Source organism: Agromyces sp. 3263 (genome assembly GCF_031456545.1).
Taxonomy (GTDB): domain Bacteria; phylum Actinomycetota; class Actinomycetes; order Actinomycetales; family Microbacteriaceae; genus Agromyces.
Window position 1 is genome coordinate 2436957 of the sequence record NZ_JAVDUV010000001.1, and the last position, 24541, is coordinate 2461497.

The window sequence follows — 24541 nt, forward strand, 5'->3', positions numbered from 1 at the left end:
TCAGGCGGCTCGCGGGCGGTATTCGCGCACGTACTCCACCTCGAAGACGAACGGATGAGCCGACGTGTCGCGCGGGGCATCCGTCGGCAGCTCGTACACGTCGAGCATGAGCTGCGCCGGGTAGTCGATCGACTGCTCGACGGTCTTCACGAGCCGACCGTCGACGAAGAAGCGGAGCCGGCCCGGCAGCCACTCGACCGCGTAGTCGTGGAACTGCGTGAGGTCGCCGTCGACGCGCATCTTCTCGAAGTCGAGCACCAGCCGGGGGTCGCGCTGCGGCTTCACGCCCACGCCGACGAGGCCGTGGTGCTCGCCGATCTCGCTGCCGAAGATCTCGAAGATGCAGATCTCGCCGCAGTTCGCCCCCTGGTCCTCGAAGCCGACGGGCCAGAGCGCGACCATCGCCGACGGGTGCCGGATGCCGCGGGCGCGCGCCTCGATGACGCCGAAGTGCGGCAGCCACAGCCGCTCCTCGTCCTGCGCCTCGCGCACGACCAGGCCGGCGCGGAACCGGTGCTGGCCCACCGGGCTGCCGACGGGGCCGGAGAACTGACCAGTCTGCAGGTGCGACACGCGCACCTCGCCGTCGTACTCGGGCGACCACGGCGCCGTGTCGGCGTCGATGCGGAGCTTCAACGTGCCACCGGAGACCTCGTACCGGGCGCGGGTCGCCTCGCGGGAGCTCCAGTGCGGCGTGTAGTGCGGCAACCAGCGGGTCTCGTCGAGGGCCTCACCCTCGAACTGCTCGTCGACGACGAGCTCGTAGCCCGAGAGGTCGAGCGCGGCATCCGTCATCGTGATCGTCAGATGAGGCCGAGGGAGCGCACGGCGTCGCGCTCCTCCTGGAGCTCGGCGACGGATGCCGCGATGCGGTGCCGCGCGAACGCGTCGAGTTCGAGGCCCGGTACGATGCGCCAGGCGCCGTCGACCGACTCGACCGGGAACGAGGAGACGAGTCCCTCGGGAACGTCGTACGAGCCGTCGGAGACGACGGCCGCGCTCGTCCACCCGCCGGAGGTGCCGTGCACCCAGTCGCGCATGTGGTCGATCGTGGCGCTCGCCGCCGAGGCCACCGACGACGAGCCGCGCACCTCGATGATCTCGGCGCCGCGCTTGGCCACGCGCGGGATGAAGTCGTCGACGAGCCACTCGCGGAGGCCCTCGGGGCCGCCCAGCCGGGCCTGGAGGAGCGCAGGCACCGATTGCCCGCCCGCCGTGGCATGGGAGATGTCGGGGAACTGGGTGGCCGAGTGGTTGCCCCAGATCGTGACGTCGCGGATCTCGCCGACCGGGGTGCCGACCGTGGGGGCGAGCTGCGCGAGCGCGCGGTTGTGGTCGAGCCGCGTGAGCGCCGTGAAGCGGTCGGCCGGTACGTCGGGGGCGTGCGCCGCCGCGATGAGCGCGTTCGTGTTGGCCGGGTTGCCCACCACGACGACGCGCACGTCGTCGGCGGCACCGGCGTTGATCGCCTCGCCCTGGGGTCCGAAGATGCCGCCGTTCGCGGCGAGCAGGTCGCCGCGCTCCATGCCAGGGCCGCGCGGCCGAGCGCCGACGAGCAGCGCCACGCTCGTGCCCCGGAACGCCGCCGCCGCGTCGTCGAACACGTCGACGTGGCTGAGCAGCGGGAACGCGGAGTCGTGCAGCTCGAGCGCGGCACCCTCGGCCGCGCGTAGGCCCTGGGGGATCTCGAGCAGGTGCAGCCGCACGGGGGTGTCGGGGCCGAGCATGGCGCCCGATGCGATGCGGAAGAGCAGCGCGTAGCCGATCTGCCCTCCGGCGCCCGTGATGGTGATGGTGACCGGCTTGACGCTCATGGTGCGAGCCTACGCCGGGGCACCGACGCGATCACCAGCCGAGCGATCCGGCGGCGCCCTTGAACGGGCCGGCGATGGCCGACGTGATCCAGCCGCCGTAGAAGTGCCCAGGCTGCGGGGTCACGCGTTCGCCGCCCACGGTGCACTCGTCGACCAGGCCCGCGTAGACGGCGACGCGCTCGGCGAGGACCTCGTAGCCCGCCTCGGGCGACGGGTAGTTCCACGCCGCGCGCTCGGCGACCCTGGCGCCGCCCCGCACGTCGAGGTAGCGGGCGGCGCCCTTGAACTCGCAGAACGAGGAGCCGTGCGCGGGCGTGAGCGAGAACGGGACGAAGGCGCCGATCGGCAGGTAGTAGACCGGCGGATGACTCGTCTCGAGCACCCGCACGACGTCGCGCGTGTCGACCACGCGTTCGCCGCCCAGGTCGATCGTGACCCGCACGTCGACCCCCTCGACGCGCGGCGGCCGAGGATAATCCCAGACGGACTCCTGGCCCGGACGGATCGGCTCCGGTACTGGCTGCATTGCCGGAGGCTAGGCCTTCATCCTGTGAGCGGGCATCGGATCGACGCTGGAAGGGTGTCTGCCGAACCGGACAACGGCGCGGCGCGGCATCCGACCGCGGCATCGGCTCGTCGCGTACCGTGAGGTCATGAGAGACCTGTATCCGGAGATCGAGCCGCTCGAGACGGGCATGCTCGACGTGGGGGACGGCCAGCACATCTACTGGGAGGTGTCGGGCAACCGCGAGGGCAAGCCGGTGGTCTTCCTGCACGGCGGACCGGGCGCGGGCACCAGCTCGGTGCACCGCCGGCTGTTCGATCCGGAGCGGTACCGGATCGTGCTCTTCGACCAGCGCGGATGCGGACTGTCGATCCCGCACGCCTCCGAACCCGCCGCCGACCTCTCGGCGAACACCTCGTGGCACCTCGTCGCCGACATGGAACGGCTGCGCCACCACCTCGGCATCGACCGGTGGCAGGTCTTCGGGGGATCGTGGGGCAGCGCCCTCGCGCTCGCCTACGCGCAGACGCACCCCGAGCGCGTGACCGAGATCGTGCTGCGCGGGATCTTCACCCTGCGACGACAGGAGCTGGACTGGTTCTACGAGGGCGGCGCCTCCGCGGTGTTCCCCGACCTGTGGGAGGACTTCATCGCGCCGGTGCCCGTGCTCGAGCGCACCCACCTCATCGACGCCTATGCGCGCCTGCTGGCCGATCCTGATCCCGAGGTGCACGAGCCCGCCGCGATCGCCTGGGCGAAGTGGGAGGGGTCGACGATCACGCTGCTGCCGCAGGCCGACACCATCGCGCGATTCACGGACCCCGAGTACGCCGTCGCGTTCTCGCGCATCGAGAACCACTACTTCCGCCACGGCGGCTGGTGGGACGAGGGGCAGCTCATCCGCGATGCCCCGCGGCTCGCCGGGATCCCCGCGGTGATCGTGCAGGGCAGGTACGACATGTGCACGCCGCCAATGACCGCGTGGGACCTGCACCGGGCCTGGCCGGAGGCGGAGTTCCACATGATCGGCGACGCCGGGCACGCGTTCGACGAGCCCGGGATCCTCGACGCGCTGATCCGGGCGACCGACCGGTTCGGGCGGAGCCCCGAGGACGTGGCGCGCGACGGCGACCCGGGCGACGACGACCGCGGCACCGACGATGACGCCGATGACGATCACGCCGACGACGATCACGACGACGACGACGACGACGACGATGATGACGACGAAGCGCGCGACGACGATCGCGATGACCACGACGATGACGACGATGAGGATGACGACGCGGCATCCGAGCCCGATGTCAACCCGTCGGGCGAGGAACGCCGCGAATGGGGGCCCGGACACCCAGCGGGGTAGTTTCTGAGCATGACGTTCAACCCGAACTCCGACATCGGCGGCGGCCGGGTCTCCCGGCGCGGCCGCAACACGGGCATCGCGGTCGGCGGCGGCCTCGGCGTGATCGCCCTCTTCGTGCTCTCGCAGTTCCTCGGCGTGGACCTCACGGGACTGGTGGGCGGCGGTGGCGGCGACCCGGCCGCCAGCGATTCGGCGCTCACCGAATGCCAGACCGGACAGGACGCGAACGAGCGCATCGACTGCCGCATGAAGGGCGCCGCGGCATCGCTCGACGCCTACTGGCAGGAGGAGGCGCCGAACGTGGGCCTCGACTACGTCAGCCCGCAGCCCATCGTGCTCTTCACCGAGGCGACGGGAACGGGCTGCGGCAACGCGTCGTCGGCGACCGGGCCGTTCTACTGCCCGCCCGACCAGACCATCTACATCGACACGAGCTTCTACGACCAGCTCGAGAGCCAGTTCGGCGCCGAGGGCGGCCCCCTCGCCGAGATGTACGTGGTGGCGCACGAGTGGGGGCACCACATCCAGAACCTCGCGGGCATCCTCGAGCGCGCACAGGACGGAGACACCGGACCCACCTCGAACTCGGTGCGCACGGAGCTGCAGGCCGACTGCTTCGCGGGATCCTGGGCGGCTGCCGCCTCGCAGACCGTCGACGAGAACGGAGTGCCGTTCCTCCAGCCGATCACGCGCGACCAGTACGCACAGGCGATCGACGCGGCCGCGGCGGTCGGCGACGACCGCATCCAGGAGGCCACCCAGGGCCAGGTGAACCCGCACTCGTTCACGCACGGCACGAGCGAGCAGCGCGTGAACTGGTTCGAGACGGGCTACGAGCAGGGCGCGGGCGCCTGCGACACGTTCTCCATCGACGGCTCCCAACTGTGAGGGCGCGGCCGTGATAGCCCGCCGCATCGGGCGCATCGCGCTCTGGGTGGCGGCGGTGCTCGCGCTCGCCGTGGTGGTGTTCCTCGTCTGGGCGCACACGGTGTTCGCGGGGGAGCGCCCCGAGTCGCTGAAGGCGTGGACCGATTCCGAGGTCACGATCCGGCACACCGACTCGTCGTTCGTGATCGAGCCGGCCGACGGCGGCAGCGACGTCGGCCTCGTGTTCATCCCCGGTGCCCGCGTCGACCCGTCGGCCTACCTCTGGAAGCTCAGCGGGATCGTCGCCGAGACCGGCGTCACCGTGGTGATCACCGAGCCCACGCTGAACCTCGCGTTCTTCGACCAGCGGCCGCTCTCGACGTTCACGTCCGAGGCGCCCGGCGTGTCGCAGTGGTACGTGGGCGGGCACTCGCTCGGCGGCGTGCGCGCCTGCCAGCTCGCCGAGGCGGGCACGGATGCCGCGGCCGACCCCGAGGTGGTCGGGCTCGTGCTGTTCGGCAGCTACTGCGCGAACGACCTCTCGGACACCGACCTGCGCGTGCTCTCGCTCGTCGGCGAGAACGACGGGCTGTCGACGCCGGCCAAGGTCGAGGCGTCGGCGGGCCTGCTGCCGCCCGACACCGTGTCGGTGCTGCTCGAGGGCGCGAACCACGCCGCGTTCGGCGACTACGGGCCGCAGCCCGGTGACGGCGCGGCGACGGCGTCCGACGAGGAGACCCGCGACGGGATCACCGCCGCGGTCGCGGAATTCCTCGGGCAGCCGTCGTCGTGAGGCGCGACCCGTGATCCGGATCGCGAGTCGGTAGGCTGGCGCCACGAAACGTCGACGAGGGCGGAGTTCGATGGTGTGGCGCATCCGTTCCCGTGACATCGTGCTCGGCCTGCAGGGCGGCATCGGCAACCAGCTCTTCCAGTGGGCCTACGCCACGGATCTCGCGGCGCGTGGTCGACGGGTGGTCTTCGACCTCACGCGCCTCGGAGGCGATCGACCGTTCGAACTCGGGCCGATCGTGCCGAGCGCCGCGCGCCTCGCCCGCCCCGTGGGCCTCGCACTCGCGGTCGCCGCGAAGGCAGGGCTCCTGTCGGACCGGTCGAGCCTGCGCCTCGTGCGACAACGGCGCTCGGGATTCGACCCGTCGGTCGACGAGCGGCTCGATCGCACGAGCTACCTGCTCGGCTACTTCCAGTCCCGGCACTACTTCGAGGCGTCAGCCGACCAGGTGCGGGCAGAGGTCCGACGGCTGCTCGAGGGCATGCTGACCGACCGTGGAAGGGCGCTCGCCACGACGCTCCGCGACGACCCCCACAGCGTCGCGGTGCACGTGCGCCGGGGCGACTACCTCCAGGCGGCCAACGCGCGGCACGGCGTGCTGGGCGCGGCGTACTACGGCGCGGCACTCGCGCACGCCGAAGCGCTCGGGCACGTCAACCGCGTCTGGTTCAGCGACGACCTCGACTGGGTGCGCGACCACCTCGCACGCGACGGCGACCGCCTCTGCCCCGCCGACGCGATCGTGCGCGACGGCGGCGAGATCGCACTCATGGCCGCGTGCTCGACGCGCATCATCGCCAACAGCAGCTTCAGTTGGTGGGGCGGATGGCTCGGCGCGGCGAGCACCCCGCAGCATCCGGTGATCGCGCCCGTCGCCTGGTTCGCCGACGGGCACAGCGATGCGAGCGAGCTCGTGCCCGAGAGCTGGGTGCGGCTGTGATCCGTGCCGGTTACGGCGCGTTGGACGTGAGGTCGCTCGTGACGAGCCTGGCCTTGCCGCCGAGGTGCTCGATCCGGTCCACCGGCTCGAGGCGCACCACGACGTCGCCACGGAGCATCCGGCGCACCCGCTCGGCGACCTCCTCGGCCGCCGCGGCCGCGACCTCGCCGGAGTCCCCGGGCACGTAGCGGAGGGTCACCGCGTAGTCGGCGTGCTGGTGCAACTGGAACTGGGTGACCGCCGTCGGACGATCGTTGAAGAGGGTGCTCAGCCCGCCGGTCACCATGGTGCCGTCGGGCGTCCGCAGCACGTCGACGATCCGCCCCTGGATGGGATCGATGCGGGGGAGGGTCATGCCGCATGCGCACTGCCCCGAGCGCATCGCCGATCGATCGCCGATCCGGTAGCGGATGATCGGGAAGGCCGAATTGAGCAGGTCGGTGACGAGGACGTCGCCCTCGACTCCCTCGGGGGCGGCTTCACCCGACTGATCCACCACCTCCGCGATCCGGACGTCGCCGAACACGTGCAGCCCGTCGCGCTTCGCGCACTGCGCGGCGATCCAGGGAACCTCGGCGCTGCGGTAGCAGTCGAAGACCGGAGCGGCCAGGCAGGACTCGATGAACGCGCGCTTCGACGGCGTCAGCACCGACGCCGTGGAGGCGATGGCCCGCGGCGGGGCCAGGTCGAGGCCCGCCCTCGTGATGAACTGCGCGAATTCGTGGAGGCCGTCGACGTAGCCCGTGAAGAGTGCGGGCCGGACCCGCTGCCACAGCCTCGTGAAGGAGCGCATCGACGCGTCGTCCATGGCTCGCGCGTCGAGGAGGATCTGCCGCGTGGGCCACCATTCCAGCCGGTGCACCACCTCCTGACCAGGGGTCCGTGAACGGCGGTAGACGGAGGCGGAATCGTCGGCGGGATGTATCCCCCACCAGCGGTTCGCGCGCCACCAGAGCGACGCCGCAGGCGTGCGGGGATCCTGCCAGACGACCAGGGGCCGGCCGGTGCTGCCCCCGGTCGTCGATTGCAGCAGCTTCGGCGGGGCGGTCGAGGAGCGAAGCGCATCGCCCGCATCGCGAAGCCCGTCCTTCTCCAGCACGGGCAGGTGCGCGAAGTTCGAGGCATCCTCGAAATCGCGCTCGGTGAAACCGGCATCACCGTAGAGTTCGCGGTAGAAGGCCGTCGTGCAGAAGGCGTGCCCCGCCAGCGCGATCGCACGCTCGGAAGCCCGAGCGGCGAGGACCTCGCCCGGGAGTCGCTCCGCCTGCCGCATCACGCGGGCGTGGGCGCGGTCGGGCCGCTGCGCGATCTTCGTCTTGAACTCGAACACGCCTCGTGCGAATGCGCCCGACATGCGGTTTCCCTCCGTCGCGCTGGGATGCCTGATCCTAGCAATCGGCCGGTGAGCACACAGGGGTGCTCACCGGCCGATCGGTCATTCAGGGGCTCGGATCAGCCCTGGTACTTCCAGATCCGGACGTAGTCCACCTGGTAGTCCAGCGGCTGCGTCCACGACTTGTTGTTCGGGTCGGGCAGGCCCCAGTACGTCGCCGACGGGCCGACGTGCAGGTTCAGTCGCACGTGCAGGGGCGAACCGAAGAACGACGGGTTCCACAGGTTCGGGTGCGTGGCCGGCGTCACTCGGGTGAGCTGCTTGCCGTCGACGATGATCGCCGCGTAGGTGGGCGTGAACTCGAATGCGTACGTGTGGAAGTCATCCCACACGGGAGTGGCCGCGCCGAAGTCGGCGTGGGTCCAGTAGTACTTCTGGTTGCCCGAGCCCGACGTCTGCGTGTGCACCGTGGTCGTCGCGGTGTCGATGCGCTGACCGCCGGGGGCCGCCGTCTCGTTGTAGCCCCACGCCTCCATGATGTCGATCTCGCCGCTCTGGCTGTTGCGGAGCCAGAACGCGGCCAGCGACCCGAAGGTCTTGGGCCCGGTCGGCGTCTTGGCGCGGATCTCCCAGCGGCCGTACTGCTGCGAGTACGACATGTCGTCGGACTGCAGCTTGCGCTGGTCCATGTAACCGGTCTTGTGGGTGATGGTCGGCACGCCGGCCTGGCCGGCCGGTCGGCTGAACGGCTGGTCGAGCCAGTCGGCCTTGAGGTGTGCGATGCCGGCGGCGTCGACGCTCACCTGGCTGGACTCGGGCTCAGCCGCGTCCTGCAGGAGCCCGAGGTCCGAGCGGTCACGGACGTTCCACTTCGTCGGGTCGATGGCCGGCTGGCCGCTGGAGTTCTTGAACGTGAACTCGTCGCGCCAGGTGGGGGCGCCCCATCCGGCGATCTCGCCGCTGTCCGAGCCCGTGCCTGGAGCCGGCGGAGTCGGCGCGTCCGCTTCGGACGGCACGGTGTAGGTGAGCGCCGCGTCGAAGCTCGTGTTGTACGTCTTGCGCCAGTTCGAGTGCACCTCGGCGGCGATCACGTTCGCACCGGCGCGAAGCGACGATGCGGGCACCTGCACGGTGATCAGGTCGGCTCGCGCCGCCGTGCTCTGCGGAGCCGACGTCGCGTACGTGCCCGGGCCGATCGCCCCGGCGGGCATGTTGCGGCGAACCGCCTCGACGCCGTTGACGTAGACGACGACGCCGTCGTCGGCCCACGTCTGCAGGGTCAGGCCCGACGCGGGCACTGCCGCGAGCGAGAAGCCACGCGCGAAGTAGCTCGCGAGCGGTGCAGGGCTGCCCTGCTCCAGCTGCGTGCCGAGCTGGCCGGGGTTCAGGCCGAACCCGAGCGGCGCCGTGCCGGTCGACCACGACGTGGAGCCGCTGGTCCAGGACGAGGCGGGGGCGGTGGAGCCCCGGTAGTACGACCACCCGGAGCTTGCGAAGGGGAGGACGGTGGCCTGGGAATCGGCGGCCGACGCCGTGGCGTCCGTCGCGATGGCCGCGGCGCCCATCGTGCTGATGGCGAGCGCGGCTGCGATGGCGCCGCCGATGGCGACGCGGGTGAGGGATCTGCGGTTGGGGGTTTTGTTCGGTGGGGTCAGCGGGGGCTTGGCCTTGAGCAAAATTGGGGAACCTAACATCTCGACTTGGTCACGAATCAGACGCCCACTGTAAGGGCACGGTTCTCGATCGCCAAACTAAACTGAGAATCCGTCGGGAAGATGGTGGGAGCGGTTGCGGCCCCGCCTCCACCGGTTCCGCGTCGGGGCCACGTTACGATGACTCATCCGGATGGCGAGGGGGCCGCATGCTCGACGACGTCTTTCACAGCATCGCGCGACGCTGGCGATGGCTTGTCGGCGTGACGATACTGATGACGCTCCTCGGGCTCGCGCTCGGCCTCCTCTGGCCCGACCGGTACACCGCCACCGCATCGGTCACGGTCGAGTCGATCACCATCGGCGAGCAGACCCAGGACGTCAACATGGAGACCCAGCGGCTCGTCGCCCGGTCGACCGAGGTGCTCTCCATCGCCGCGGAGAACGTCGACGACGTGTCGGTCGCCCAGCTGCGGGGCGCCCTGCAGGTGAATGTGCCACGTGGCTCGCAGGTGCTCGAGTTCATCGTCACCGCGCCGTCGGCCGAGGCCGCGGCCGAGCAGGCGAACGCCATCGCGGAGGCCTACCTGGAACAGCGCACGGCGGCCGTCGAGGAGCGCATCACCGAGGCGTCCGCGACCTTGACCTCGACCGCCGACGAACTCGCCGCGCAGGCCGCCGGCCTCGCCCCCGACGACCCCAGGCGCATCTCGCTCGAGAGCCAGGTGCAGGCGCTGCAGGACCAGCGCGCGGTGCTGATCGCCACCTCCTTCGACGCGGGCGCACTCATCGACCCGGCCGTCGCGCCGACCGACACGGATAAGCCGAAGCTCTATGTCTTCGTGGCGGCCGGATTCTTCCTCGGCCTGTTTCTCGGCGCCTTCGTGGCGCTGATCAGGGACCGGCTCGCCCGCCGTGGCGAGCGAGCGGCGGAGGACGTCGGGTTGGAGCGGGCCGAGCCCCGGACGGCCGACGATGCAGCGGCGGTCGACCTCGGAAGCCCGGCGAGCGCCGGCGTGCGCGACGTGGCACCGGCGGGCCCGGGTTCCTCCTCCTGACGACGGCGCTCAGCGCGCGACCGTCTCGCCCCACAGCTCCTCGACGATGTCGACAGTCGCCTCGATGTGCTGGCGCGACGACGCCCCGAACACGATCGACTCGATCTGGGGCCGGGCATGCACCCACTCGAGCGCCTCTCGCGCCGGGATCGCGCCCGACGCGAAGACCGACATCGCGATCGGCCGGAATCGACGCGTCGCCAGCACCTCGTCGTAGGCGGCTGTGCCGCCCGACACCCGGAACGACAGCTTGTTCATGTTCGAGCACACGATGGGGTTCTCGATCCCGGCGCGCTCGAGGGTCTCGAGCGCGAGCGGCAGGTTCATCGTGATGAACCCCGGCTCCGCACCGTATCGGGAACGCACGTGGTCGGCGAAGATGGAGAACGCCGCGTCGAAGCGCAGCCCCAGCAGGAGGTCGACGACGACATTCTGCAGGAACACGACCGGCGTCGAGAGCCCCCGGAACATCTTCATCTCGGAATCCACGAGGAGCGTCACGAGGCCCTCGACGTCCTTGCCGGCGAACGCCCGCCCGCCGCGCATCGCCGCGTTGAGGTAGCCCTCGTCGGGAAGGAAGTGACGGAGGGCGCCCAGCATGCCGTGCTCGGTGACGGCGTTGGCGTACTTGTGCGCATACGGCATGCACGGCAGGAACGTGAAGCCGTCATACCGGTCGGGATGCGCGCGCACGTGCTCCGCGACCTCGGCGATGCGCTCGTGCGTCGTGCACATGAACGAACGTACGCCGGCCGCGTAGGCACTGTCGATCACCTCGATGATCGCGCCCGTGTCCTGGAACCGCATGGCGCTCTGGCGGGCCCGCTCCTCGGACATGTGGTTCACGCCGAAGAACTGGTTGTCGCCGAAGAGGAGCCGATCGAGCTTCATGCGTGCCGCTCCGACCTGCGAGCCGCCCGTGCCGCTCGCCATCCGTGCGCCTGCGGCTCGACGACCTTCGCGCTGGCGTCGTCGGGGTGCAGGAAGCGCTCGATCACCACGTCGGTCACGGCCGCGCTGGTGAAGTCGTTGACCGGGTCCCACGTCTCGCCGCGCTTCGCTCGTTCGACCGAGCGCACGAAGTGGTCGAGCTCGGCGCTGTACTCCTCGCCCCGCAGGTAGAAGCCCACCGGCGGCGTCAGGGCCGTCGTGTTCGCCACGGTCCAGCCTCGCCGGTACCCGTCGGGCACCGACGCGGTGTCGCGAAGGAACACCTGGATCTCCTGGCGATCGGCGAGGATCTTGCCGTGGTCGCCCCACAGGGTGACTCGCGTGGTCATCTTGCGGTACGACTCATCCGACCAGTTCACCGACAACTGCGCGCTCGCACCGCTCGCGTATCCGAGGGTGCCGTAGATCTCGTCGTCGGTCTCGGCCGAGAACACCCGGCCGAGCACCGCACCGGTCACGGAGTCGGGCTCGCCGAGGTACCAGCCCAGCAGGTCGAGCGGATGCGCCGCATAGTCGTAGAGCGCTCCGCCACCGGCCGAACGCCGGCTGCGCCAGGTCTCGCCCTTGGGGCGGAGGACCACCGGCCCGTAGGCCTCGGCCAGCGCATGACTGACCTGGCCGATGGCGCCGGCGTCGAGCAGCCGCTTCACCTCGCCGAAGGTGCCGACGAACCGGTTGTGGTAGCCGACCTGGCTGACGAGGCCGAGTTCGGCGGCTCGCTCCGCGAGGCGCATGGAGTCGGCCGCGCTCAGCGAGAGCGGCTTCTCGCAGAACACGTGGATCCCGCGGTCGAGCGCCGCACCCACGAGGTCGACATGCGAGGCCGACGGCGTCGCGATGAGCACTCCGTCGAGGTCTGCGGTGTCGAGCATGCGCTGCGCGTCGGTGTACTTCGCCACGCCGGTGTACTTCTCGAGCACGTCGAGCAGGTAGCCCATCGAGTCGCACACGCCGGCGACCTCGACCGACGGGTGCGCCCCCAAGATCGACAGGTGCGAGAGGCCCATCTTCCCTGCGCCGACGACCCCGATCCTGACCATCGGACCTCCCGGATGCCGCGCACGGATGTCTCTGGCCTCATCCTATCTGCGCCGGGCATCCCGCCGATAGGATGCAGGCACCCCTTCAACGAGTGGCAGGGAGGTGGCATGAGCTCGCCCCCGATCACTGCTGTCGTCCCCACTCACAATCGTCCCGACATGATGCGGCGGGCGGTCGAAAGTATTCTGGCGCAGGAATATGACGGACCGATCGAGGTCATCGTCGTGTTCGATGCGTGCGACCCGGTGCTGCCCGACGTGGACATCCCGGAGGGGCGCACCCTCCACGGCGTGGTCAACGAGCGCGTCCGCGGCCTCGCCGGTGCGCGGAACACCGGCATCACGGGGGCATCGCATGAGCTCGTCGCGTTCCTCGACGACGACGACGCCTGGATGCCCGGCAAGCTCACCGTGCAGGCCGAGGCGTTCGCGCGTCACCCCGCGGCCGTGCTCGTCGGTACCGCGATGATCGTCGACGACGGTGAGCGGACGCACGAACGCCTGGTCGGCTCCACCCTCGTCGACCACACGATGCTGTTGCATGACCGGCTCCCCGGCCTGCACTCCAGCAGCTTCGTCGTGCGCCGTTCCGCGCTCATGGGCGACCTGGGGCTCATCGACGAGGCGCTGCCCCGCAGCTATGGCGAGGACTACGACCTCCTCCTGCGCGCGACCGCGCTGGGCGAGGTCGTCGTCGTCGACGAGCCGTTCGTCACCGTGACCTGGCAGGGACAGTCGTACTTCTTCGGGCGGTGGAAGGACTACGCGGACGCCCTGGAGTACCTCCTCGCGAAGCATCCCGACTTCGCGGAGCACCGGAGGGCCGTCGGGCGGATCGAATCGCAGATCGCATTCGCGCGCGTCTCGGCGGGGCAGCGAGAGGACGGGCTCCGATGGGCGAGGCGTTCGCTCGCCCACTCCCCGACGCAGGTCAAGGCCGCACTCGCCATGCTCATCGCCGCGCGGGTGCTCACCACCGAGCAGGTGACCCGGATCGTCCAGCGGTTCGGGAAGGGCATCTGAGATGCGGGTGCTCATCGTCTGCTCGTCGGGAGGTCACCTGACCCAGGCGCTCGCGCTCAGGGACTGGTGGGCTCAGCACGAGCGATCGTGGGTCACCCTGCCCACCGAGGACGCCCGATCCCGCCTCGTCGGCGAGCACGTCGTGGAGGCGCATTACCCGACCGTGCGGAACCTCCCCAACCTCCTTCGGAACTTCCGCCTGGCGCGCCGCGTGCTCCGCGAGGTGCGACCGGACCTCGTCTTCAGCACCGGGGCGGCGATCGCCCTTCCGTTCTTCACGCAGGCGCACCACTACGGCGCTCGCACCGCGTTCCTCGAGCCCGTCGACCGCATCACCACGCCATCGCTGAGCGGCCGACTCGTCTACCCGTTCTCCGACGCCTTCCTCGTGCAGTGGGCGTCGCTGCAGTCGGTCTATCCCGAGGCCCGCGACATCGGAGTCGTGCTGTGAGTGCCAGGACCGTGGTCGTGAGCGCGGGGAGCTACCACCTGCCGTTCCAGCGGCTTGTCGACTGGATGACGCCGTGGGTCGCCGAGCACCCCGAGGTGCACGTGATCATGCAGCACGGTCCCAGCCATCCGCTCCCGGGTGCCGAGAACCACGACGTGCTCCCGTACGGCGAGCTGCTCGATCGGTGCCGGACCGCCGACGCCATCGTGCTGCAGGGCGGCGCCGGGGGCGTCATGGACATGCGGGCCATCGGCCGCGTCCCTATCGTGGTTCCACGGGTCCCCGTCGACGCCGAGGTCGTGGACGAGCACCAACTGATCTTCACCGAACGGGCCGAGCGGCTCGGCACGGTGCATCGGGCGATCACGCGTGAGCAGCTCTGGTCCTGCCTCGACGGGATGCTGGACGGCAGCATCGCCACGTCGGCGCCACGGTCCGAGCCGACGCCAGGGGTGGTGGCCGCGGCATCCGTGCTCGGAACGCTGCCCGAGCGACTGCCCGTGCCGGCGAGGGTCGCACGGCTCGGCCGCTCGGTCCGCGGCATCCTCTTCGGTCGCTGAGTGCGCCGACCGCGCCAAGCGCTGACCTGCCGAGCCGGGCCGATCAGGCGAAGCGACCGAGCAGCGGGAATTCCCTCCAGAGGGCGACGATGCCCAGCCGGCGGCGGAGCATCCAGAGGGCGCCGGCGTACGCCAGGCCGACGACCGCGAGCCCGACGACCAGCGCGCCGAGCGACGTGCCGAGCGTCAGGCGGACGATGCCCATGCCGACTCCGAAGACCCCGCTCGCGATGAGCATCGCCGGGAGCAACGGACGCGGTCGCAACCACACGCCCATCCTGCGGTGCACCTGCCACGCGGCGATGCCGGTATCGGTGAGGCCGACGACGGCCCAGGTGATCGCGGCGCCGATGATGCCCACGATCGGCACGAGGGCCAGGTTGAGCGCGACGCTGGTGGTCAGGACGATCGACTTGTTGAGCACCTGCCATGAGCTCCTGCCGCCCTGCAGGATGATGCTCTGCAACATGCCCGCGCTGGACGTGACGAGCATGGTGAGACTCAGGATGAGCAGTGGCACGGCGCCGCCCTCGAACTCCGCGCCGAACACCAGGAGCACCGACGGCCCCATGATGGCGAGCGTCAGGTAGTAGGGCCAGCTGACGAGGATCATCGCCCGGGTCACGGTCGTGTGCAGCTCCCGGGTCTCCGCGAGCTCCCCCTTCGCCAGGTGTCGCGAGATGCGAGGGCTCACCGCGAGGCGCATCGCCCGGTCGACGACCTGGCCCGCCCGTACCGTGCGGGTGACCACCGCGTAGATGCCCGCCTCGCCTGGCGAGGCGATGGCCGCGACGATGAGCACGTCCGTCCATTCGAGGAGGATCTCGAGCGAACCGCCGACCGCCCTCGTCGCGCTGAAGCGCCAGAACCTGCCACTCGCTTCGCCGAGCGGCTCCACCGCCTGGGCGCGCTGTCGCCAGTCCTGGCGCAGGGGCGACACGAGCAGTCCGACGCTCACGAGCACCCAGAGCGGGATGACCGCGAGCCAGGCGCCGAACGCGGTGAACGCGGTGCCCGCGGCGTACACGACCACGCCCACGGCGATGAGTCGCACGGCGGGGTAGATGATCGTATGGACGAGCGTGTACGCCGAGATGCCGTTGACCATGCGGGAGGCGATCTGGAGCACGGCGAGCAGCGCGCCCACGCTGATGAACGGCGCCATCAACTCCAGGAACGGCCGCAGCTGGGCGCTCTCGCCCGGCGAGGCGAGCCAGTTCGCGAGTGGCTCCGAACACACCCACACGAGCGCACCGGCGATGATCCCCAGAACGGCGACGGGGATGACGGCGATGACGACGACGCGCCAGGTCTCGCCGCGACGCTCGAACGCCTGGTGTTCGGAGATCGTCCGTACCAGGCTGCTGTTGGTCCCGAGCCGGAGCACCTGGCTCGCGATGGTGAAGAAGCCGACCGCCTGGAAGAAGAGGCCGGTGCCATAGGCGCCGAGCGCGTTGCCGATGATGACCGCGATGACGAGCGCCGAGAGCGCGGATGCCACCGATCCGATCAGGCTGAGCAGACCGCTGCGCGCAAGGCGTTCAACGCGCATGCGGTGGCCGATGGTCGAGCTTGGGGACCCAGAGCTTCGAACCTGGCGTGTACCGCTCCCGGAGCAGCAGGCCCAGGATGAGGCAGAGGCTGAGCATGTGCCGGTCGAGTCCGTAGAAGGCGCTGACCACGGTGCCGCTGATCACGGCGGCGTGCAGCCAGAGGGTCGCCGTGTTGGGCGCCGACCACGTGCGGGCGATGCCGCCGAGGAGGAACCAGGCGAAGAGGAGGAGTCCCACGAAGCCGAAGCAGAACATGGTGTTCCACAGGGCGCCCTGGGTGCCGATGGTGATCTCGCTCGTCAGTGAGGGGCGGGGTGCGCCGAACCCGAGGATCGGCGACTCCAGCGTGCGGGCGAAGGTCTCCTCGTAGAGCAGGCTCCGCCCCTGCGTCGTGTCGACGACCTCCTGCCGCTCGACGATCGCCTCGAGTGCGCCGGAGATCGACAACAGGAACATCACGCCCGAGCTCAGGACGCACACCCAGAGGAACGCCAGCCACTTGCCCCGTAGGAGCAACCGGATGACGACGTATGCGAGGCCCACCGCGACGCCGATGAACAGGCCACGATTGCTCGAGGCCACGGCCGGCGGTACCGCCAGCGCCGCGCCGAAGAGCACGAGGAGCAGGGCGCGCGCCGTGCCGCGCTCGAGCGCCCAGGCCACCGCCACGGGCGTGAGGATCACGAGCGCGGCGCCCCAGCCGTTCGTGTATGCGAAGGGTGCCGATGGGCGCACGAACGGTTCCTCGGCGCCCCATGGGTCCTGGACCTCGGAGAACTTGGGGAACACCAGGTCGTTGACGTACTCGTTGTCGAGGATCCCACCGGGAAGGAGACGCCCGACCGTGAACGTCAGGATCCCGTCGGGCCAGAGGATGCCGAGGTATCCGGCCAGGATGATGAAGAACCACGTGAAGGTGAGGCCCGCGAGCACGCGCCGCGGCGTCAGGGTCGAGCGGGCGTTGATGAGGTAGACGAGCGCGATCGCCACACCCGCGAACTGGGCGAAGCGCATGCCGAAGCCCAGCACTCGGCCCAGCGAGTCGAGCATGAGCGCGCACGGCAGCATCCAGACGACGAAGGCCAGCCAGGGGATGGTGCCCGGGACGAGTTCGACGCGCCCGCGATGGACGAGGTAGGCGAGCATCGGCACGGAGACGATCAGCAGGTAGAAGGGCAGCAGGCCGAACGCCCACCACGCAGGCAGCCCCCACAGCAGGATGAGGATGGGCCAGGCAGGCAGTTCGCGCCGGGTCGCCGGTCGCATTGTCGCGGCCACGTGCGCGCCCGAGCCGGCGCGCGCGCCCACGGCAGCGCCGACGCCGGCGCCGGCCGTGGCCGCTCGTCCGGACCTGCCGACGGTGACGGTCACGCGACCGGAGTCCGGACTCCGGCGCGGAGCGCTCGGTACTTGCGGACCAGCGAGAGCGCGGCGACCCCCGCGGTGAACAGGAACAGGGCCACGTACGCGGTGAGGAACACCGGCATCCAGGCGGACGTCGCGACGATGAGGTAGGTCACTCCCACGTCGTACGGCAGTTTCGCGAAGGACAGCCAGACCGGGGCATCCGGTCGGGGCGCCTCGCCGCCCGGTGCCAGCTTCTCCGCCAGGGTCTGCGCGAAGAACCACACCGACGACAGCAGGGCGAACGCGGCGGCCGTCGACACGAACACCGGTGGCTGACCGGCTTGCACGAGGAAGACCAGGACGGCGATGTGGAACAGCGGCAATCGCGCGGCATCGACGACGTGGTCGAGCCATTCACCCGCCACGGAGCCGGAGCCCGTGAGCCGCGCGAGCTGGCCGTCGGCGGAGTCGAGCGCATACCCGCCGAGGAGCAGCGCCGAGGCGCCGATCGCCGCCGCCGGCGAGGGCGGCGCGAGCACCAGCACGAGCATGCCGGCAAGCGACAGGATGCCGCTGAGGAGCGTCACCTGGTTCGGGGACAGCCGCAGGACATAGGCAGCCGCAGCGGCACGGCGTCCGAGGCCCCGATTGACCCAGCGGAGGTAGGCGGGAACTCCGGCGCCCGGCTTCTGCGCCGCCGCGAGCCGGCTCACCGCCTCACGGTAGTTCCGTCGTTCGCCTGCAGGGGTCAATCGGGGTCCCGGTGCCATGTCACCGTGTCGCCGACAGGACGAGCTGGAAGCTCAGGTCGGGCGATGTGCGGTAGTTGAGGTGGGTGGACGCCGTCAGGACGTTCGTCCCGGCGACCAGGAGGCCCGCAGGAACAGCGACTTCGACCTGGTTGGCCACCGCCGTGCTCGTGCGAGGTGCAGCCGTCGCGAACGTCGACTGGCTGATCGTGCCGGCCGGGAGGTTCGCGCGACCGATCTCGGTGCCGTTGAGGTAGACGATCGCGCCGTCGTTCGCCACGAACCGCAGCGTGACCGTCTGGAGCGCGCTCGGGTCGCTCACGGTGAACGCGTGCCGGAACCGGGCACTCAAGGGCCGCGGAGACGGCGCCCCCACCGAGATGTCGGTGCCGAGACCGGTCGAGTTGAACCCCAGCGGGGCCGGGCCGACCGCCCACGAGGAGTCGTCGAAGCCCGATTGCTGCCAGTCCGCCTCCCACGTGCTGCCGTCGTAATCCCAGCGCCAGTTCGCCGTCTGCGGCACGAGGGTCACGTTCGGGTCGACCGGTTCGGCAGGCGTCGTGACCTGTGCGGTCCCGGCAGGTGACGTCGAGGCGCCGGCGATGGCGACCACGCTGTACTGGTAGGTCGTCGATGCCGTCAAGCCGCTGTCGGCGAAGCTCATCGTCGACCCCGGCACGCGCGCCACCTCGACGCCGTCCCGCCGCACGGCGTACTCGGTGACGCTCCCGGGCGAGGGGTGCGTCCACGAGACGTCGACCGTCGAGAAGCTCGTCGCACTCGCCGTCACGGTCGGTGCCGCGAGCGGCGCCGGCGTGCCCCGCTTCGCCGTGAACCTCAGGTCGAAGCTGAGGTCGGGCGACGTGCGGTAGTTGAGATGCGTCGAGGCGGCGATCACGTTCGTCCCGCTGACGAGCAGCCCGCTGGGCACCGTGAACTGGACGCGGCTGGATGCCGCGGCCGTCGTTCGCGGAGCCGCGCTGGCGAACGTGTTCTGGCCGATCGTGCCGGACGGCATATTGGCCCGCCCGATCTCGACGCCGTTCACGGACACCACCACGCCATCGTCGGCGACGACGGACACGACGCCGTTGATCACGGTCGCTGGGTCACTCACCGTGAACGACTTGCGGAACTGCGCGCTCAGCGGGCGCGGGCTCGGCGCTCCGACCGAGATGTCGGTCGCGATGGTCGAGGACCCGAATCCGAGGAACGACGCACCGGTCGCCCAGGCTCCGTCGTTGTAGCCGATGTCGCGCCAGTTCGTCGCCCAAGCCGTGGAGTCGTAGCGCCAGCGCCACGAATCGCCGGTGGACGCGAAGGTGAGATCACTCGCGCTCGGCGGGTTCACCAGAGCGACCGAGGACGTCGCCGAGCGGTTGCCGGCCGCGTCGACGGCACGCACGAAGTACTTCACCGGCGCGCTCTCGACGGGAACCGAGAGCTCCTGCGCGGTCGTGGACTCGACGACCTTGTTCCCCCGGATCACCTCGTACTTCGCGACGCCGCGATTGTCGGTCGAGGCGGTCCAGGACAGCAGGGCGTGGGTGGCATCCGTCGGGGTGACCGACGCGGTCGGCGCCGACGGTGCGGCCGCGTCACGCGGGGCGAACCTCGAGAAGCCGGCCGCCCACTGGTTCACCTGTCCGGCCCGGGTGGAGTACAGGAGGTCTCCGCCCGCCCACAGCGTGCCGGTCGAGTCCTGGAAGATCGCCCACACGCCGAACCCGCGACGGGCCTGGGTGATCGGGTTGAAGTCCTGGAGGTACTTGCCGGTCGCCGCATCCCACCCGCCGAACAGGTTGATGCTGTCGCCCTGCGTCCAGTTCGTGCCGACGTCCGACCACGCGAAGGCGTTCTCGTACGAGAAGTCACCGCAGTGGCATCCGCCGAAGACGGTGTCGGCATTCGCCTCGACCACCTGGAAGTCGCCGCCGGCCTTCGTGATGCTCCCGCTCGTTCGGGTGAACGTGTTGCGGTCGTAGCCGAACAGGCTGTGCTCGGATCCGCCCGAGTACACCTTGCCGGCCGCCTCCGCGACGCCGAGCTGCCAGATGTTGCCCGTGAAGTTCGTGCCGGGCTTGCTGAACTGCGGGGCCCACAGGGGCTGCACCAGCGGCGCGCCGCTGGCGGTCTGGAAGGCCGCGTCGCTCAGCGTCTGGGTGGCCCCGCTCTGGCGGAAGTAGCCCGAGTAGTACGCCCGCGTGCCGTCGCCGGCGGCCTCCACCCCGACGCTGGTGCCGTTCAGGTTGGGGTTCCACTGGTTGTCGGGGCCGCCGGCGGCGAGGTTGATCCGTCCGCCGTTCCACGAGCTCGAGGTCACGCCATTGGATCCGACGAGGTGCGTGAACGAGCCCGACAGGTAGAGGAATCCGCCCTGGAGCGAGAAGCCCCGGACCTGGACGGTTCCGCCCGCCGTGCGGTTCTCCACGTCGACCTGCCAGCCGGGCGCGGTCTGGCCCGTGGCCGGGTCGAGCACCACGAAGCCGGAATGCGGTTGACCGTTCACCGTGGTGAACTGGCCGCCGACCGCCAGGCGTCCGTCGGGCAGTCCGATGATGGACTTCACCTGGTTGTCCAACTGCGGCACGAAGGTCGGCTTGAACTCCCCGGTGTTCACGTCGAACGCCGCGAGGTAGGGTCGCTCGATCTTGCTGGTGCCCGTCGACGTCGCCGACTTCTGCACGTAGCGGAAGTTGCCGCCCACGTACACGGTGCTTCCCACCTGGCCGAACGCGGCCACCTCGGTGTTGAGCTCGCCGTCCACGCCGTTCGCCTGGCCGGTCACGCCCCACACCGTGCGAAGCGCATCGCTGTCGGGCTGTGGCCGGAGGGTCTGCGCCGGTGCCCCGCCGTCGGGGATGGTGCCGAAGTCCATCTGGGAGATCCGCAGCTGGGGTCGGAGGTACACCTGCGTGAACGGACGAGCGCCCCCGAGCCCGTTCGTCGCGGAGTAGAGGTAGGAGGTGGCAGCGGTCTGGCCGAGCACCTGGGAGCCGAAGGAGAATCCACCGACCCAGCCCTGCGCCGCGCTGATGCTCTGGTCGACGCGCCGGAACTGCGAGTTGCTGCCGAAGTTGGCGGTCGTGCCGCCGGAGCCGGCGACCCCGTCGAACTGGTAGGTGCCGACCGGATGCTCACCCCGGAACGTCCACACCCAGCGGTCCCGCTTGGGCATCGTGAACCGCGCCTCCTGCCAGGTCGTGCCGGTCGTGTTGGTCGCACGACGGAGCCGGATTCCATCGGGGACGGCGCTCACCTTGCCGTTGTTCAGCAGGCCGTCGATCATCTGGGACGGAAGCTGCGCCACGGTGAATGCGTCGGGCCCGGTCACGGTGTTGCGGAGCACGTCGGGGGTGCGCAGGCCGTGGTAGTAGTTCTTCCAGCCCTCGCGGCCGCGGCCGACGAGGACCCATCCGCCACCGCTGGTGGTCATGTCGCAGTAGAACTGCTCGGGCGCCTTCAGTGCGGGCGTGAGCAGCCAGTACACGCCGTCGGGAGACGCGGGAACGTTCTGCTTCACCTCCCAGCACGAGCCGGCCGCGGTGCGCTGACTCAGCCCGTCGGGCGTCGGCTCGGCCGCCGCCGCGGGTGACGGGGGCGAGCCGGTGAACATCAGCAGGGATGCCGCCATCGCGGCGGTGGCCATGAGAGCGATCGTCGTTCGTGCTCCGAGTCGGCTTCGGGGCGAGGTGTGGGTGTTCATCATGGTTTCCTTGCTCATTCGGGACATGAGGCGCCATCGGGGATCTCGTGGGTCGAGATTCTCCAGACGTCGTCCGTGAAGACGGCGCCATAGAGGTGCAGCACCGGGTGTCCGGGCTGGTAGAGCTGATCGCCGACGGACTTGCCGGCGCTGTCGAGGACGTCGAGTCCGCTCGTGTCGACGCAGACTTCGAGGAGGGCGGTCGGAGGGTCGGAGGTGAGGTCCATGGAACGGACGGCGACGCTGGTGACCTCGGCGGCGCCGACCTGGGTGTAGCCGAGCTGCTTCCGCTCGACGGCGAGCGCCTCGAGTTCACCGCGGACGAAGCCCGTCGCGATCGCGTCGATCCCCTCGGTGCCGCCGTCGGCGCGCTGCAGGATCTCGTTGCCCGCGGCCACGAGGTCCTCGACCGCCACCGTGGCGGCGACCGTCGCGGTCTCCTCATCGCCGAGAGGGGCCGGCTCGGGAGTCGCGACGGAGAGCGGCGGCGGCGGCGGTTCCTCCGTGGGCTCGACGGTCGATTGCGCCGAGGTGTCGACCGGTGGTTGAGTCAGGTTCGCGGAGAGGGCGATCACCCCGGCGATCACCGCGCCGCCCGCGACGAGGGCCGCGCCGATGATCCAGCGCGTACGACGCGAACGCGGGTTCTCGGGCCGAAGCTCGTCTTCGGGACCGAGCTCGTCTTCGGGACCGAGGTCGTCTTCGAGGCGTCGTGGGGTCATGGCGTGCTCCCAAGGGGGTCGACGGCCCCGGAGCGGGCCGCGTACTGGAGCATGAAGTCGTCGACGGTCGAGCGGAGGCCGTCGCGCAGGGTGATCTCCGCGTTCCAGCCGAGGGCCGTCACGCGGGAGACGTCGAGCAGCTTGCGGGGCGTGCCGTCGGGCATCGTCGGGTCGAATTCGAGTCGGCCCTCGAAGCCGACCGCACCTGCGACGAGGCCGGCGAGCTCACGGATGGTGAGGTCGACGCCCGTGCCCACGTTGAGATGCGCGAGCGTTCCGCCGAGCACCTCGTCGAACTCGGACCGAGGTCGTTCCATGACGTGCACGCTCGCTCGGGCGAGGTCGTCGACGTGCAGGAACTCCCGCCGCGGCTCGCCCGTGCCCCAGATGACGACTTCGGGGGCGCCGGTCTCGCGCGCCTCGTGGAAGCGGCGGATGAGTCCCGGGATGACATGGCTCCGCGTGGGGTGGTAGTTGTCGCCCGGGCCGTAGAGGTTGGTCGGCATGATGGCCCGGTAGTCGCGGCCGAACTGCGTGCGGAGGCTCGCGCAGAGCGTGATCCCGGCGATCTTCGCGACCGCGTAGGGCTCGTTCGTCGGCTCGAGAGGACCCGTGAGCAGCGCCTCCTCGACCATCGGCTGGGTGGCGAACTTGGGGTAGATGCACGATGAACCGAGGAAGAGGAGTCGATCGACGTCGCGGGCGTGAGCCGCCCAGATCACATTGGCCTCGATCATCAGGTTCTCGTAGACGAAGTCCGCGGGCAGCATGCTGTTCGCGTAGATGCCGCCCACCTTCGCCGCGGCCAGGACGACCTGGTCGATGTGCTCGCTCGCGAAGAATCGCCGGACCTGGGCCTGGTCGGTGAGGTCGAGTTCGGCGCGGGTGCGCGTGACGATCTCGGCGTAGCCCAGCGAACGGAGGCGCCGCTCGATCGCCGAGCCCACCATTCCACGGTGCCCGGCGACGAAGATTCGGAGGTCGGTGGGGTGCATGCTCATCCCTCCGCCGTGACCAGCGTGGGGTAGCCGAGCGACTTCAGCAGCGCGGTCTGCTTGGCGACGTCGAGATCGGCGGCGACCATCTCGGCGCAGAGCTCACGGACACCGATCTCGGGCATCCAGCCCAGCTCGAGCTTCGCCTTCGTCGCATCGCCGAGCAGGGTCTCCACCTCGGCGGGCCGGAAGTACCGGGGGTCCACCCGCACGATGACGTCGCCGGGCGCCACACCCGGTGCGTCGTCGCCGATGACCTCGTCGACCACGCCGACCTCGCCGAGTCCCGAGCCCTCGAACCGCAGGGTGACCCCCACCTCCTCGGCGGCCCACCGCACGAACTGGCGGACCGAGTGCTGGATGCCCGTCGCGATGACGAAGTCCTTGGGCTCCTCGCGCTGCAGCATCATCCACTGCAGGCGCACGTAGTCCCGCGCGTGCCCCCAATCGCGTCGCGAGTCCAGGTTGCCGAGGTACAGGCAGCGCTCGAGGCCCTGGGCGATGTTCGCGACGCCGCGGGTCACCTTGCGGGTCACGAAGGTCTCTCCGCGCCGGGGCGACTCGTGGTTGAAGAGCACGCCGTTGCAGGCGTACATGCCGTAGGACTCCCGGTAGTTGACCGTGATCCAGTAGGCGAAGAGCTTCGACGCGGCATACGGCGACCGAGGGTAGAACGGGGTCGACTCCCGCTGCGGAACCTCCTGCACCTTCCCGAACAGCTCGGAAGTCGAGGCCTGGTAGAACCGCACCTGGTCCAGACGCAGGAGCCGGACCGCCTCCAGCAGCCGCAGCGTCCCCAGGGCGTTGACGTCGGCCGTGTACTCGGGTTCCTCGAAGCTGACGGCGACGTGCGATTGCGCGCCCAGGTTGTAGATCTCGTCGGGCTCGACGTCGCGCACGATCCTCGTGATGTTCGACGCGTCGGTGAGATCGCCGTAGTGCAGGAAGAGCTGCGCGTCCTCGGCGTGCGGGTCCTGGTAGATGTGGTCGATCCGCTGCGTGTTGAATTGCGAGGAACGGCGCTTGATGCCGTGCACCTCGTAGCCTCGCTCCAGGAGGAACTCGGCGAGGTACGAGCCGTCCTGGCCCGTGATTCCCGTGATGAGTGCGCGCTTGGCCATG

The 24541-nt window shown here is 70.2% G+C and carries 21 protein-coding genes and 1 pseudogene; 8 read left to right on the top strand and 14 right to left on the bottom strand.

From position 1 onward, the window contains the following. The 3 genes from J2X63_RS11180 to J2X63_RS11190 are packed head-to-tail and all read right to left on the bottom strand — an operon-like array spanning position 1 to position 2340. Complete coding sequence (locus J2X63_RS11180; RefSeq protein ID WP_309977051.1) at positions 1-795, bottom strand: glycoside hydrolase family 16 protein; 795 nt, start codon at positions 793-795, stop codon at positions 1-3. An 8-nt stretch (positions 796-803) separates the two neighbouring features. Next, a complete protein-coding gene (locus tag J2X63_RS11185) occupies positions 804-1814 on the bottom strand; it encodes a malate dehydrogenase (protein WP_309977053.1) in 1011 nt (336 codons plus the stop codon). A 31-nt stretch (positions 1815-1845) separates the two neighbouring features. Then, the gene (locus J2X63_RS11190; RefSeq protein ID WP_309977055.1) at positions 1846-2340 is read right to left on the bottom strand and encodes a DUF427 domain-containing protein; all 495 of its coding nucleotides are present in this window, start codon (positions 2338-2340) and stop codon (positions 1846-1848) included. A gap of 127 nt (positions 2341-2467) precedes the next feature. Here J2X63_RS11190 and pip point away from each other — a divergent pair. The 4 genes and pseudogenes from pip to J2X63_RS11210 all read left to right on the top strand — a co-directional run. Next, a pseudogene (gene pip, locus J2X63_RS11195) lies at positions 2468-3424 on the top strand (prolyl aminopeptidase); the annotation flags it as partial. A 264-nt stretch (positions 3425-3688) separates the two neighbouring features. Further along, positions 3689-4567: a neutral zinc metallopeptidase gene (locus tag J2X63_RS11200; protein WP_309977057.1), complete on the top strand. Its 879-nt coding sequence runs from the start codon at positions 3689-3691 to the stop codon at positions 4565-4567. 10 nt (positions 4568-4577) lie between these two features. Then, complete coding sequence (locus J2X63_RS11205) at positions 4578-5339, top strand: alpha/beta hydrolase (protein WP_309977059.1); 762 nt, start codon at positions 4578-4580, stop codon at positions 5337-5339. A 70-nt stretch (positions 5340-5409) separates the two neighbouring features. Next, complete coding sequence (locus J2X63_RS11210; protein ID WP_309977061.1) at positions 5410-6279, top strand: alpha-1,2-fucosyltransferase; 870 nt, start codon at positions 5410-5412, stop codon at positions 6277-6279. 10 nt (positions 6280-6289) lie between these two features. Here the strand turns inward: J2X63_RS11210 and J2X63_RS11215 are convergent, their stop codons facing one another. Beyond that, on the bottom strand, positions 6290-7633 hold the full coding sequence (locus tag J2X63_RS11215; protein ID WP_309977063.1) for a hypothetical protein: 1344 nt from the start codon (positions 7631-7633) through the stop codon (positions 6290-6292). A 98-nt stretch (positions 7634-7731) separates the two neighbouring features. Next, a complete protein-coding gene (locus J2X63_RS11220; RefSeq protein WP_309977064.1) occupies positions 7732-9288 on the bottom strand; it encodes a family 16 glycosylhydrolase in 1557 nt (518 codons plus the stop codon). Positions 9289-9473: 185 nt separating this feature from the next. Between J2X63_RS11220 and J2X63_RS11225 the strand changes: the two genes are divergently transcribed. Continuing rightward, complete coding sequence (locus J2X63_RS11225) at positions 9474-10322, top strand: Wzz/FepE/Etk N-terminal domain-containing protein (protein ID WP_309977065.1); 849 nt, start codon at positions 9474-9476, stop codon at positions 10320-10322. Positions 10323-10331: 9 nt separating this feature from the next. Here the strand turns inward: J2X63_RS11225 and J2X63_RS11230 are convergent, their stop codons facing one another. Further along, complete coding sequence (locus J2X63_RS11230) at positions 10332-11213, bottom strand: hypothetical protein (protein WP_309977067.1); 882 nt, start codon at positions 11211-11213, stop codon at positions 10332-10334. After that, a complete protein-coding gene (locus J2X63_RS11235; protein ID WP_309977069.1) occupies positions 11210-12313 on the bottom strand; it encodes a Gfo/Idh/MocA family oxidoreductase in 1104 nt (367 codons plus the stop codon). The genes J2X63_RS11230 and J2X63_RS11235 overlap by 4 nt, the downstream gene beginning before the upstream one ends. Before the next feature lie 108 nt (positions 12314-12421). Here J2X63_RS11235 and J2X63_RS11240 point away from each other — a divergent pair, with 108 nt between their 5' ends. From J2X63_RS11240 to J2X63_RS11250, 3 genes are read left to right on the top strand one after another with little or no spacing between them, the layout of a single operon-like run. Next, a complete protein-coding gene (locus tag J2X63_RS11240) occupies positions 12422-13336 on the top strand; it encodes a glycosyltransferase family 2 protein (RefSeq protein ID WP_309977070.1) in 915 nt (304 codons plus the stop codon). Position 13337: 1 nt separating this feature from the next. Continuing rightward, positions 13338-13787 (top strand): UDP-N-acetylglucosamine--LPS N-acetylglucosamine transferase, encoded by a 450-nt coding sequence (locus J2X63_RS11245; protein WP_309977072.1) that lies wholly within the window; start codon positions 13338-13340, stop codon positions 13785-13787. Next, entirely contained in the window at positions 13784-14347 is a 564-nt protein-coding gene (locus J2X63_RS11250) for a glycosyltransferase (protein ID WP_309977073.1), read from the top strand. Before J2X63_RS11245 ends, J2X63_RS11250 begins: the two co-directional genes overlap by 4 nt. Positions 14348-14390: 43 nt before the next feature. Here J2X63_RS11250 and J2X63_RS11255 read toward each other — a convergent pair whose 3' ends face one another. The 7 genes from J2X63_RS11255 to gmd all read right to left on the bottom strand — a co-directional run bounded on the left by J2X63_RS11255 (position 14391) and on the right by gmd (position 24540). Then, a complete protein-coding gene (locus J2X63_RS11255) occupies positions 14391-15899 on the bottom strand; it encodes an oligosaccharide flippase family protein (protein WP_309977075.1) in 1509 nt (502 codons plus the stop codon). Then, positions 15889-17271 (bottom strand): O-antigen ligase domain-containing protein, encoded by a 1383-nt coding sequence (locus tag J2X63_RS11260; RefSeq protein WP_309977076.1) that lies wholly within the window; start codon positions 17269-17271, stop codon positions 15889-15891. The genes J2X63_RS11255 and J2X63_RS11260 overlap by 11 nt, the downstream gene beginning before the upstream one ends. Further along, positions 17268-17960 (bottom strand): CDP-alcohol phosphatidyltransferase family protein, encoded by a 693-nt coding sequence (locus J2X63_RS11265; RefSeq protein ID WP_309977078.1) that lies wholly within the window; start codon positions 17958-17960, stop codon positions 17268-17270. The genes J2X63_RS11260 and J2X63_RS11265 overlap by 4 nt, the downstream gene beginning before the upstream one ends. 58 nt (positions 17961-18018) lie before the next feature. Further along, positions 18019-21645: a fibrinogen-like YCDxxxxGGGW domain-containing protein gene (locus J2X63_RS11270; protein ID WP_309977080.1), complete on the bottom strand. Its 3627-nt coding sequence runs from the start codon at positions 21643-21645 to the stop codon at positions 18019-18021. A gap of 71 nt (positions 21646-21716) precedes the next feature. Continuing rightward, a complete protein-coding gene (locus tag J2X63_RS11275; protein ID WP_309977081.1) occupies positions 21717-22424 on the bottom strand; it encodes a hypothetical protein in 708 nt (235 codons plus the stop codon). Beyond that, complete coding sequence (locus J2X63_RS11280) at positions 22421-23419, bottom strand: GDP-L-fucose synthase (protein ID WP_309977082.1); 999 nt, start codon at positions 23417-23419, stop codon at positions 22421-22423. The genes J2X63_RS11275 and J2X63_RS11280 overlap by 4 nt, the downstream gene beginning before the upstream one ends. Positions 23420-23421: 2 nt before the next feature. Further along, complete coding sequence (gmd, locus tag J2X63_RS11285; protein ID WP_309977084.1) at positions 23422-24540, bottom strand: GDP-mannose 4,6-dehydratase; 1119 nt, start codon at positions 24538-24540, stop codon at positions 23422-23424. Position 24541 lies beyond the last annotated feature (1 nt).

Bases quoted from the DNA above. Each gene is read 5' to 3' on its own strand.
- J2X63_RS11210 (WP_309977061.1), top strand. From the start codon at position 5,410: ATGGTGTGGCGCATCCGTTCCCGTGACATCGTGCTCGGCCTGCAGGGC.
- J2X63_RS11235 (WP_309977069.1), bottom strand. From the start codon at position 12,313: ATGGTCAGGATCGGGGTCGTCGGCGCAGGGAAGATGGGCCTCTCGCAC.
- J2X63_RS11200 (WP_309977057.1), top strand. From the start codon at position 3,689: ATGACGTTCAACCCGAACTCCGACATCGGCGGCGGCCGGGTCTCCCGG.
- J2X63_RS11190 (WP_309977055.1), bottom strand. From the start codon at position 2,340: ATGCAGCCAGTACCGGAGCCGATCCGTCCGGGCCAGGAGTCCGTCTGG.
- J2X63_RS11240 (WP_309977070.1), top strand. From the start codon at position 12,422: ATGAGCTCGCCCCCGATCACTGCTGTCGTCCCCACTCACAATCGTCCC.
- J2X63_RS11275 (WP_309977081.1), bottom strand. From the start codon at position 22,424: ATGACCCCACGACGCCTCGAAGACGACCTCGGTCCCGAAGACGAGCTC.
- J2X63_RS11230 (WP_309977067.1), bottom strand. From the start codon at position 11,213: ATGAAGCTCGATCGGCTCCTCTTCGGCGACAACCAGTTCTTCGGCGTG.
- J2X63_RS11270 (WP_309977080.1), bottom strand. From the start codon at position 21,645: ATGGCCACCGCCGCGATGGCGGCATCCCTGCTGATGTTCACCGGCTCG.
- gmd (WP_309977084.1), bottom strand. From the start codon at position 24,540: ATGGCCAAGCGCGCACTCATCACGGGAATCACGGGCCAGGACGGCTCG.
- J2X63_RS11255 (WP_309977075.1), bottom strand. From the start codon at position 15,899: ATGCGCGTTGAACGCCTTGCGCGCAGCGGTCTGCTCAGCCTGATCGGA.
- J2X63_RS11180 (WP_309977051.1), bottom strand. From the start codon at position 795: ATGACGGATGCCGCGCTCGACCTCTCGGGCTACGAGCTCGTCGTCGAC.
- J2X63_RS11185 (WP_309977053.1), bottom strand. From the start codon at position 1,814: ATGAGCGTCAAGCCGGTCACCATCACCATCACGGGCGCCGGAGGGCAG.
- J2X63_RS11245 (WP_309977072.1), top strand. From the start codon at position 13,338: ATGCGGGTGCTCATCGTCTGCTCGTCGGGAGGTCACCTGACCCAGGCG.
- J2X63_RS11280 (WP_309977082.1), bottom strand. From the start codon at position 23,419: ATGCACCCCACCGACCTCCGAATCTTCGTCGCCGGGCACCGTGGAATG.
- J2X63_RS11215 (WP_309977063.1), bottom strand. From the start codon at position 7,633: ATGTCGGGCGCATTCGCACGAGGCGTGTTCGAGTTCAAGACGAAGATC.
- J2X63_RS11225 (WP_309977065.1), top strand. From the start codon at position 9,474: ATGCTCGACGACGTCTTTCACAGCATCGCGCGACGCTGGCGATGGCTT.